8 protein-coding genes are annotated in these 11,641 nt (G+C 27.5%); 5 read left to right on the plus strand and 3 right to left on the minus strand.

Annotated elements, in window-relative coordinates:
- Both A966_RS08050 and A966_RS08055 read right to left on the minus strand, forming a co-directional pair.
- Positions 1-567: an NUDIX domain-containing protein gene (locus tag A966_RS08050; RefSeq protein ID WP_008724444.1), complete on the minus strand. Its 567-nt coding sequence runs from the start codon at positions 565-567 to the stop codon at positions 1-3.
- Positions 551-1,597, minus strand: coding sequence for a hypothetical protein (locus A966_RS08055; RefSeq protein ID WP_008724445.1), 1,047 nt, complete (start codon positions 1,595-1,597; stop codon positions 551-553). Before A966_RS08055 ends, A966_RS08050 begins: the two co-directional genes overlap by 17 nt.
- A gap of 596 nt (positions 1,598-2,193) precedes the next feature.
- Between A966_RS08055 and dnaG the strand changes: the two genes are divergently transcribed.
- From dnaG to A966_RS08075, 4 genes are all read left to right on the plus strand, one after another.
- Positions 2,194-4,017 carry a DNA primase gene (gene dnaG / locus A966_RS08060; RefSeq protein ID WP_008724446.1) on the plus strand — a complete coding sequence of 608 codons (1,824 nt, stop codon included), beginning with the start codon at positions 2,194-2,196 and terminating at the stop codon, positions 4,015-4,017.
- A complete protein-coding gene (rpoD, locus tag A966_RS08065) occupies positions 4,014-5,777 on the plus strand; it encodes an RNA polymerase sigma factor RpoD (RefSeq protein ID WP_008724448.1) in 1,764 nt (587 codons plus the stop codon). The genes dnaG and rpoD overlap by 4 nt, the downstream gene beginning before the upstream one ends.
- A gap of 1,153 nt (positions 5,778-6,930) precedes the next feature.
- On the plus strand, positions 6,931-7,155 hold the full coding sequence (locus tag A966_RS08070) for a hypothetical protein (RefSeq protein WP_008724450.1): 225 nt from the start codon (positions 6,931-6,933) through the stop codon (positions 7,153-7,155).
- Between the two features lie 3 nt (positions 7,156-7,158).
- On the plus strand, positions 7,159-7,536 hold the full coding sequence (locus A966_RS08075) for a helix-turn-helix transcriptional regulator (RefSeq protein WP_008724452.1): 378 nt from the start codon (positions 7,159-7,161) through the stop codon (positions 7,534-7,536).
- Positions 7,537-7,629: 93 nt separating this feature from the next.
- Here the strand turns inward: A966_RS08075 and A966_RS08080 are convergent, their stop codons facing one another.
- Entirely contained in the window at positions 7,630-8,502 is an 873-nt protein-coding gene (locus A966_RS08080) for a flagellin N-terminal helical domain-containing protein (RefSeq protein WP_008724455.1), read from the minus strand.
- A gap of 755 nt (positions 8,503-9,257) precedes the next feature.
- Here A966_RS08080 and A966_RS08085 point away from each other — a divergent pair.
- Entirely contained in the window at positions 9,258-11,399 is a 2,142-nt protein-coding gene (locus A966_RS08085) for an ankyrin repeat domain-containing protein (protein ID WP_008724456.1), read from the plus strand.
- Positions 11,400-11,641 lie beyond the last annotated feature (242 nt).

The following is an 11,641-nucleotide window of genomic DNA, read 5'->3' on the forward strand; positions in this document are numbered from 1 at the left end:
TTAAAAATTATTAATATAATAAGAAAAAGCATCTTTTGCAGATTCAAAAGCTATTTTTTCAAAATCAATATCTTCTCTTCTTATAAAAATAACTTTTGAAGCATCATCATTCGCAGCAGCATCTGGTATATAATCTAATTTTGAATAAAAGAATATATCCGTTGTAACATACATAATACCATCATATATATATTCATTAGCTCCGCTCATAAAAAAATGTATATCATTTAATTTTATATTTGTCTCTTCAAAAACTTCTCTAACAGCAGTATCTTCAGCCCTTTCATAAGGCTCGCAAAAACCTCCCGGCATATCTATATAGCCTTTTTTAGGTTCGAATTTCCTTTCAACGAATACTATTCCATTTGGTGTTTCTATTATAACTCCTACAGCTGATGCCGGATTAGTAAAATATGTTCTTTTACATTTTGAACATTGAAAAATCTTTATATCATTAAAAATAAAAGTATCTTTTTCTCCGCAATAAGGACAATATTTAAATTGATATTTAATATGTTCTTTTATTTTTAAAGCATTTGTAAAATTATTATTAGTATGTTCTTGCATAATTTTTATTAATATAATATGAAGCTATATTTTTAGCTTTGCATATAAACACATCAGATTGTCCCCATATACCAAAAGGTGCTTTTTCAAAAGATACATTATGAATATCAGCAACATTTACATTTTCATAGTTATAATTATTAGGATCTACATTATAAAAATCATATATATAATAGTAGTCTACTTTCATATCACTCATTTTTTCATCTATTAAAGTTTCCATTTCTTCTATTGTGCTTGCTACTATATAGTATGTAGACATAAAGGTTCTTTTCTGACATTTTCCTAAGCCCTTAACCGTAACATTCCACCATTTAGGCGTTTTTATAATATTATTTAAATCATTTAAATTGACAGTAGTAAATCCATAATCTGATTTTAGATTATTTATGATATCATAGTAATCAAAAATATATTCATAGTTTTCAGAACATCCCTCATCTGCCACTATAGATGATAAAGAATAATGTATATGTTCATAGTCGCTGATAAAAGAAACTTCATCATTAAAGAGTTTATATGAATTTAGTATACGGTTAATTTTTTTTATATTTTTATATGATGTGTTAATTTCTATTTCTTTATTTAAATTTATAAATATTTCAAATTCAGTAAGCTCGTCTATAACGCCAAATCCCACGAATCCGCATTCAATCCATAATTCATTATATCTTTTAAATACTTTTCTTATTTCATTTAATGAGATATCCGGATCGCTCATAAGAACATCGAAATCCCTATTAACATCCTCACTGATTCTTTCTATAACCATAGTACCGTAAGATGGGAATAATTTTAATAATTTTATATATAATGAAAATATTTTTTCTGCTGAAACGGATATTTTGTATGAATATATATCACCGTTATCAGTGTTTTTTAATTCTATTTTTGTACCCTCCATTGGGTAAACATATTCACTAGGTACTATGCCTAATGGTATATTAAATTTATCTATAATAATCCTTCTTGATTTTATTTTGTTTAAGATCCTTCTTCTTTTCTCACTTTTTTCAAAATAACTACGCACTGTAGGTCTCCGCAAAACATGTTCATACTATAATAATAAAAAACAAAATTTTGTCAAGTAATAAATATATAAAATAAATCGATTTTGAATTATATAGTTTTATTAATAAATAGACTTGTTTCAAAAGTACTTGAGAACATTAAATATGAAATTATTTAATGTTTAAAATTAGAAATATGATGTTTTACATGTTATATAAACTATCATTTTAGTATATAAACATGCAGTCTTTCGCCTGCCGTAGGCACACACAGTGAGACGTACTTCGTATGCTTCTTGCCGCATGCGGGCTGTGCCTGGGTCACCACCGAGTATGTGCCTTGCCTACGGCACGCAGAGCGTCGGAAAAAGAAGTGGGGTTTGGTACGAATGTGTACTTCGTAGGCAAAGCCCTAACTATAATTAAAAAATATTGAATAAATTATAAAATATAAATATTAAAAATTTAGTTTTGAAATGGCTCTAATATTAAAAATACTTGACTTTTTTTAAAATATTTTTATATTTATGGATATTTATTTATGTGGATAATATGTAATTTTTAATATTTCTATATCCGATTAATATATAAATATTAAAGTTTGAGTTTATTTATTGTGGATAATTTATTTATTGAAAAATTAAATAATCTATTGTCTAGGGTATCTTTAATTGACATATTAAGTGATAGATATAAAGTAATACATAGAGGCGGAAGTCAATATACTGTACAATGCCCTTTTCATAAAGACGGACAAGAAACTAATCCTTCTATGTCGGTTGATGATTCTAAAGGCGTGTATCAATGTTTTACCTGCGGGGCTAAAGGAAATGTTATTACATACCTTAAAGAAAAAGAGAATAAATCATTCAAAGAGGCTGTGCAGTATTTAGGCAATAGATTTTCAGTTGATGTAAGCGGATTTTTCTCTGCCAAAACTACACAAAAAGATAAAATATATTTAGAAAGCAGAAGAATTAACAGAATAGCATGCAACTTTTTTGGTAAAAGCCTGTTTTTAAAAGATAAGAATGGTGATTATTTCTATAAAGATGCTGAAAAATACTTGAAATCAAGAAAAATACCATTCTCCATTATAAAAGAGTTTAAAATAGGATATGCACCTCCTAGTTGGAATGCTTTAATGAATGCATTAATAGAGAATAAAATTACAGTAAATAATATGAATATATTGGGTTTGGTTAGTGTAAGCAAGAATAACCCTAATCATTATTATGATACATTTGTTAATAGAATAATGTTTCCTATAATAAATGAACGAGAGGAGATAGTAGGTTTCGGAGGAAGAAGTATAGATGGTAAAGAGCCTAAATACCTGAATTCTAAAGAAAGCCTAATATTTAAAAAGAAATCTTCATTATATGGAATAAATATAGCTAAATCATACATAATGAAGCAAGATGAAGTAATATTAGTTGAAGGCTATATGGATACTATAGCATGCCATAAAATGGGGATAAAAAATGTTGTTGGTACTTTGGGTACTGCAATTACAGAGGAACATGCACGAGAAATAAAAAAATATACTAAAAATGTGGTGCTTGCTTTAGATAGCGATGAAGCTGGAATAAAAGCCGCTAAATCTGCTGTAATTACATTGCTAAAGTCTGATTTAAAATTGACTATTTTATGTATAAAAGAAACTAAAGATTTAGATGAATTTTTTACAGTTTATAGCAGAAGCCGGTTTGATATATTGCATAATAATAAGCTAAATTGGTATGATTTTGTTATAGATAGTGAGGTAAAAAAAGATATTCTTTCCTTATCTATAGCAGAAAAATTAGATATTATTAATGGTTTTTATAAATATTTAGATGCTGTAAAAAGTGAAACAGAGAAACAAATGATAATTTCATATATAGCTTCTAAACTTAATGTTGATAGAGAAGCTTTTAACAAGGACTATTTAAATACATATAATGCAAATCAGCATGCTTCCATTATAAAATATGATAAAAAAGTAAAAAATAATAATGCAGATAATAAATTTTATTATGAAAATAGTTTAATATATTTACTTGCTTTGAATCCTTCTTTAATTAAAGAGGCTGAAAGAGAAATTAGTGTAGATCTTATTAAAAAAGATATAACAAGAGAATTTTATATAAGACTCTTAACTCTTAATAAAGATGCAAGTGTTGAAGATGCTCTTAATGTATTAGGAAATGAGCATATAGCCAAGCAGATTTTGAGCAAGCAAAAATTATATAGTGAAAATATATATGAAAAATTGGAGGAGCTTATTATTAAAATTAAAAGCGGCTGCATAGACTATGAAAAAAAAGAACTGCTTGAAAATAATTCATTAAAAGGCATTCTTAAAAGTAATAATGATGAGGCTATGTATGAAGCGGTTCGCAGAATAAGTTTACTTAATAAGCAAAAAGAAAAATTACATCAAGGAAGTGATTTATGATGACAGAAGAAGATTGCGATCTTTTGATTAAAAATAATGAAAAGATTAGAAAATTACTTGAAAAAGGAAATGCAAATAAATATCTTACATTTAAAGAGATTAACGGTGCCATTGATAATATGGATACTGATGTAATGGATATACTTTTTCAATTATTAGCTGCAAGAAAAATTGTTATCGTTGAAGACAAAAGAGAGTTTGAAAGCCTTTCTAAAAATCAAAATAAAATTGATGATGCTGCTAAATTTATACATGTTGAAGATAAGGTAGGAAATAATGATGATCCTATAAGGCTTTATCTTAAAGAAATTGGAAAGGTTAGTCTGCTTACTCATGATGATGAGGTAGATTATTCAAAGAAGATTGAATCAGGAGAATCTGAAATTGAAAATATAATCTTAAATACTCATCTTGTAGTAGGAGAAGTATTGAATACCATTAAAAATGTACAGATAGGAAAAGTTTCTATACATGAAATATTAGAACCTCCTAGGATATATAATGTTTCTACTCAGGAAAAGAGGAAATTAGAGAGAAAGTATAAAAACTTTGAAAAAGAGTATGTATTATTAGCTGAGAAATACATTGCTTTGGATAAGAGAATAAAGAAAATTACAACTCAAAAAACTATTAAAGCTCTCACTAAGGAACAGCAGGAAGTTAAAGATAGTATAGTAAAACTTTTAAGTAAAGTAAGATTAAACAGAATGGAAATAGACAGAATAGCTGAAAAGTTAAAGTTCTATTTGCATAGAATAAATCAGATAGAAGAGTATTTTGAAAAACTCAAAAAAAGATACTATAAAGAAATATCTGACTTTGAAAATTATTATAAAGAAATAGAAGCTGGTAATAAAGATATATACATAAGACTTGTAGATGACTTTAATATTACTCCTGAAGCTATAGAAGCTGTTATAACTAGCTTTCATAAAGCACAGGTTCGTATGGCTGATATTTATGATGAAGTTCGTATTGATAAAGAAACTTTGGTTGAATGGGTTCGTAAAATAGATTCATCAAGAAGAAAGATTGCTCAGGCTAAAGATCATATTGTTAAGGCTAATTTAAGACTTGTTATAGCAATAGCAAAAAAGTATGTTAATAGAGGACTTCATTTCTTTGATTTAGTTCAGGAAGGTAATATAGGACTTATCAAGGCGGTAGATAAATTTGAATACAAAAAAGGATATAAATTTTCTACTTATGCTACTTGGTGGATTCGTCAAGCTATTACCCGTTCTATAAGTGATCAGGCTAGAACTATAAGGGTTCCTGTTCATATGATAGAACAAATTAACAAAGTTCAAAGGGTGTTAAGACAGTATATGCAGCAGCATGGAAGAGAACCTTCTATTCAGGAAATCGCAAAGGCTTTAAGCTGGCCTGAAAGCAGGGTTAAAAGTGTAAGAAATGTTGCGAAAGATCCTGTTTCTCTAAATGCTCCTATAGGTGATGAAGAAGATACTATTTTGGGTGAGCTTATAGAAGATAAAGAGTTTGAGAGTCCTCAGAACATTACAACTTTCAAAATATTGAGAAAACAGATTGATTCAATACTTGACAGCCTACCTGACAGAGAACAAAAGGTTATAAGAATGCGTTTTGGGCTTGTTGATGGTTACTCTCATACTCTTGAAGAAGTGGGATATGTATTCAAAGTTACTAGAGAGCGTATTCGTCAGATAGAAGCTAAGGCTATAAGAAGATTAAGGGCTCAGTCAAAGAAAAAAGAATTAAAAGATTTTCTTGATTCTTAATATTTAAATTAAAAAATTTCAAAGGAGGCATTTTTTAAGCCTCCTTTTTTCATGTATAAATTCACAAATTAAATAAAACTTGGGCGGGCATGCTTTTTTTGTTTAAGTATCTAGTATAAATAAAGCTAAAAAATTCAAATTAATACAATAAGTATAAAGGGTGGGGTATGTAAATAATTCTTTAAACTTATTTTTTGATATATAAATAATAGACCTGTTGCAATTTTGTATTTTTATACAGTTATGATTAAAAATACATAATATAAATTTTATTTATAGTAGTTTTATATATTATTTTTTTGTTTTAAATGTAATATAATTTTATACAAATAAGATATAAAAATGCAGTCTTTTTGCTTCTCGCCGAAGGCGTACTTCGTATGTGCCACACCGAAGGCGGACAGGCGTCACAAAAGAAGTGGGGTTTGGGGCAAAGCCCCAATTATTAAAACTATAAATATTATTTTTAAATTTATTATATAATAATATCACTATATATATGTACAAAATTGCAACAGGTCTAATATAGCTGTTGCAATTTTATATTTTTATACAGTTAATATTAAAAATATAGTATAAATTTTATTTATACTAATTTTATATATATTATTTTTTGTTCAAATCTAATATGATAGACTTGTTTCAAAAGTAATTTTATTTATAATTTGTGGGGACTAGCCCTACGAAGTACACAGTCGTGCCACACCCCCACTTCTTTTGCCGACGCTCTGCGTGCCGTAGGCAAGGCACCTACTCGGTGGTGACCCATACGAAGTACGCCTTCGGCGAGAAGCATACGAAGTACGCCTCACTGTGTGTGCCTACGGCAGGCGAAAGACTGCATATTTATATACTAAAATAATAATTTGTACAACATGTAAAACATCATCTCTGTAATTTTAAAATTAAATAATTTTTATAATTAATATTGTCAAGTAGTTTTGAAACAAGTTTAATTTAATTTTGAAACCATTTTTAATTAATATAATAGAAATTTTAAGTTATATGTATTAAATGTAATATATAATTATATTATTATATATTACATTTAAATATAATATATAAAAATACAATATAGATAGTTGTAATAAATTAATATTTGATGTATAGTACTATTATACAGTATAGAAAAATACTGTAATAGGAGTACAATATGAAAAGTTTTCAAAAAAACATCTATTACAAAAAACTCATAAAAAACATATTAGACAATATTAAGGAGGATGATTATTTTTACAACAAAAAAACTAATTGGGAGGAATGGGTTATAATGCGTGTTGATATAAAGAATGCCATTAGACAGCTAGAAGATATTGATGCAGAAAATTATAAGCCTGAAGTTCTTGATAAAATATTATGTATTTTAGAGGAGTATTAATTAATGTGTAACTTATGTTCCAAATATGATACCTGTAAAAAACTTTGTAATGATGTATTAAAAGAGATTAATAAGAGTTTAGGTACTAGGAAAGTTAATTTAGATAGGACGGACAGCAGGGAGAGCATATTAACTAATGATGATCTGGATAATATACTTTATACAAATGCTTTAACTGATAGTGAATACAGCAGGGTTTCAAATTTAATAATAGCTATACTTACACCAAAACAAAAAAGAATAATGAAATTATTTGCAGAGGGCAGAAGTCAGGAGGAGCTAGCAAAATCACTTAATGTAACTCAGTCGGCAGTATCTCAATATTTAAGTGCTATAAAAAGGGAGATATCAAAACAGTTTAATATGGTAATAAATATATGAAGAAATTTTATAATTAATTAGAGCATAAAAAAGGGGCATTCAATTAAGAATGTCCCCTATATGGTTAATATTACAAAACTAATTGAATATTAATTATTGTAATAATCTAAGAGCACCTTGTGGTAACTGATTAGCTTGAGCAAGCATAGACAAGTTAGCTTGGTTAAGAATTTGGTCTTTAGCAAGTTTAACTGATGCTTCAGCCATATCTGTATCACGAATTCTGCTTTCAGAAGCCTGCATATTTTCGTATCCAACCATTAAGCCTTGAGCTGTCATTTCTAATCTGTTTTGATAAGCACCTAAGTCAGATCTTTGTTTTAATACTTTAAGAAGAGCTTCGTCTACCATACCAATTACAGAGTTAGCTTTAGCTGGGCTAGAAACACTGATGAATGTAGCTGTAGTAGCAGGACCTACTGGGTTTTTAAGTCCAAGAGCTTGGCTGTTCATAGTACCGATATAAACGCGTTTTCTTTCGTCCATATTAGCACCGATATGTAACCACATAGAAGCTGTAGGAGTGTTTTCACCTGTAGATCTAGCGAATCTTCCAGTTAACATGTTAAGCTTGTTGAATTGAGCTTGAGAAGCAACTCTGTCGATTTCATCTACTAACTGAGAAACTTCGATTTGTACATAAAGTCTGTCTTCATCAGTATAGATACCATTAGCTGCTTGTATAGCTAATTCACGAATTCTTTGAAGAATGTTAGTAGTTTCTTCTAAGTATCCTTCAGTAGTTTGAATGAAAGATATACCGTCTTGAGTATTTCTTTCAGCCATACGCAAACCGCGGATCTGAGTTCTCATTTTTTCAGATACTGCTAATCCGCTAGCATCGTCTCCAGCTTGGTTGATTCTCATACCGCTAGAAATTTGAGCTGCATCTTTTTTAAGATCTACTTGGCGGAATTTTAAAGTGCGTTGTGCGTTTATAGCACTTATATTATTGTTGATAACCATATGGTTCCTCCATGAATTATTTATATGTGTTCTTCCCTGAACACATATTTATTATCGGTTATAGCTTTTTAATTATTAATTTTTTTTAGTTAAATAAAAATTTTTTTCTTCAGTTTTATTAAAAAATATATGCTAATATTATGTTAATATAGTTATGTTAATATTTTATGGCTTAAAAATTCAATTTACTACATATATATTATGTAACGCACGCAGTGTATAATCCTATAATTAAATACATTTTACTTTTTAATTTATCATTTAAATATTATTTATTTATCGTGCGGTTAATAAAATTCTAAAATCTAAAAAAAGCTTGGGTGGGTGCTATAATTTCTAATTAAGCCAAGAAATATGCAAAAGGCTATTATTTGCAATTTCCGCAGCAAGTATAAAAGGGTGGGGTATGTAAATAGGTTTTAAATCTATTCTAATTCCCCACACATTATATTTTTTATCTGCTTTGAAATTTTTATCTTAAAGTTCTTAAATGTTTTATTAAGAAATTATAAATGCCCACCCTAGATTTTTTTAAATTTAAAAATTCCCTACACGCACGGTTAGTATCATTTCAAATATAATAGAAATTAGAATTCATAATTAACATATATTTATAACTTTTCTCTGCGTGCGGTACGGAAATTATTAATTTAATTAAAATTTGGTTTGGTGTGCTTAATAACATATCTTAATTTTAGATTGATTAACCTTATATTTTTTGATATACTGCATTAAAAAGATATTAGAGGTTTATGATGTTTACAAATAAAGAAAAAATTGAATTTTTCAATGCTGTAGAAGACGGAGATATTCAGCATATAAAATATTTATTAAACAAAAATAATTATATAAATATAAATATTTTTGGAATAGCAAAAATATTAATTGAAAATAAAGATAATAAAAACAATAAAAATGTTACTTCAGAAAAAGATGTTGAAATTGATTTTAAGAATAAAGACGGATATACTCCTTTAATGGTTGCTTCTTATAATGGAAATGCTGATATAGTAAAACTTTTATTAGATTATAATGCTTCTGTAAATATGACTAACGATCATAATTATACTGCTTTGATATATGCATGTATTTACGGCAAAGCAGATGTAGTTAAAATTCTTCTTGAACATAAAGCTGATATGTATATAGAGACTACATTAGAAAATAATTATTTAACTGCACTTATGATAGCCTGCAGTGAAAATCATATTGAAATAGTGAGAATATTACTTGAAAATGGCTATGATCCTAATTATAAAAATCAAAAAGGAGAAACGGCATTAATATATTCTACCTTAATTAAAAATAATAAACCTAGCAGAGAAATAATAAAAATATTATTAGAGTATGGAGCAGATATAAATGCAAAGGACAATAGAGGCTTCACAGCATTAATATGGGCTTCTTATGTTGGAAAAACTGATTTTGTAATAGCTTTATTAGAGAATAATGCTGATACAGAAATAAAAAATAATGATGAAGAAAGTACCGCATTAATATATGCATGTGAAAGTAGAAATATTGATATGGTTAAAGCTTTACTTGAATATAATGCAAGTCCTAATGTACAAGATAAATGGGGCAGAACTCCTTTGATAATTGCATGTGATTATCGTTCTTATGATATAGCAAAAATATTGTTAGATAATAATGCTGATATTAATTTATCAGATCATAGAAAAGAAACCCCTCTGATGTATAGCGTAAATGGACATAATATAGAGCTTGCTGAGCTTCTTTTGAAATATAATCCTGATTTGACATTAAAAAATAACTATGAAGAAACTGCATTAGATATAGCACATAATAAAAATATTTATCAAGAGAAAATGGTAAAATTAATATTAGATGCTTCATCTAAAGAAATAAAATTTTTATATGCAGTTATTGAAAATAAAATAGATGATGTTTTGAAATATATTTCCGAAGGAGTTGATATTAATAATGCTGTATACGGGAAATACGGATTTAATGCATTACTTTTAGCTTCACGCAGTCATTATAAAGAAATAATAAAAATATTATTAGAACATAATGCTGATGTTAATTTTAGAAATTATTTAAATAATACAGCTTTAGAATATATTTCTAATAATGACAATGACTTTGATATAGCAGAAGAGTTTATAAAAAGAGGAGCAGATGTAAATGCTATGGATAATGACGGTATTACTCCTTTGATGTGTGCTGCTTCTTATAATGCTGAAAAAATATTAAACTTATTAATAGAAAATAATGCTGATATTAATATTCAAACTAAATTAGGTTCTAGTGCTTTAATTCTTGCTGCTATGCATAATCATATTGATATAGTAAAAATTTTAATAGAAAATAAAGCTGATGTATTTGCAAGAGATGCTTATGGAAGAAGAGCATTATATTATGCTAGCAGAAATGAAAATTATGATATGTTTAACATTTTTAAAAGTTATCATGATAAAGAATATAAGAGAAACTCCAAATTTCTTAATAGTGTTTCATACGGAGAAATTGAAAAAGTATCAAAATACATATCAAAAGGAATAGATGTTAACTTTCAAGATGATTTTGGAGATACTCCTTTAACTCTTGTTGAAAAGAGAAAAATTGCCAAAATGCTATTAGATAATGATGCAGATATTAACAAAAGAGGAAAAAACGGATATACTCCTCTAATGTCTGCTATTAAAAAAGAACATGTAAAACTTGCAGAGTTTTTTATAAAAAATAATGCTGATATTAACATGACAGACCCTGAAGGAAATACAGCATTAGTTATAGCAGCTCAAAAGAAAAATGCTTACATATTTGAACTCTTACTAAAAAATGGAGCGGATCTATCTATAAATAAAGATATAGAGCTTATGATAGTTTGCAATGATGAAATGGAAATCATATTCAAAAAATACAGCAAGTGAGTTTTTAATCTATTTCCCAGCCTTTTAGATTTTTTGCTTATTTTTAATATTTTATGTAAAATTTTCTTAATGCTTTATTTAGAAATTATAGAAGCCCGCCCTAGCTTTTTTAAATTTTATAATCTAATCTACGCACGGTTAATAAAATTTAAAATATAATAAAAATTAGAATTGGCATATAACATATATTTATAACTTTGCTCTGCGTGCGGTATGTAAGTTATGAATTTAAATAAAACTTG

Origin of the sequence: Brachyspira hampsonii 30446 (assembly GCF_000316195.1) — a bacterium.
GTDB lineage: Bacteria > Spirochaetota > Brachyspiria > Brachyspirales > Brachyspiraceae > Brachyspira > Brachyspira hampsonii_C.

Bases quoted from the DNA above. Each gene is read 5' to 3' on its own strand.
- A966_RS08085 (WP_008724456.1), top strand. From the start codon at position 9,258: ATGTTTACAAATAAAGAAAAAATTGAATTTTTCAATGCTGTAGAAGAC.
- A966_RS08050 (WP_008724444.1), bottom strand. From the start codon at position 567: ATGCAAGAACATACTAATAATAATTTTACAAATGCTTTAAAAATAAAA.
- rpoD (WP_008724448.1), top strand. From the start codon at position 4,014: ATGATGACAGAAGAAGATTGCGATCTTTTGATTAAAAATAATGAAAAG.
- A966_RS08075 (WP_008724452.1), top strand. From the start codon at position 7,159: ATGTGTAACTTATGTTCCAAATATGATACCTGTAAAAAACTTTGTAAT.
- A966_RS08080 (WP_008724455.1), bottom strand. From the start codon at position 8,502: ATGGTTATCAACAATAATATAAGTGCTATAAACGCACAACGCACTTTA.
- A966_RS08070 (WP_008724450.1), top strand. From the start codon at position 6,931: ATGAAAAGTTTTCAAAAAAACATCTATTACAAAAAACTCATAAAAAAC.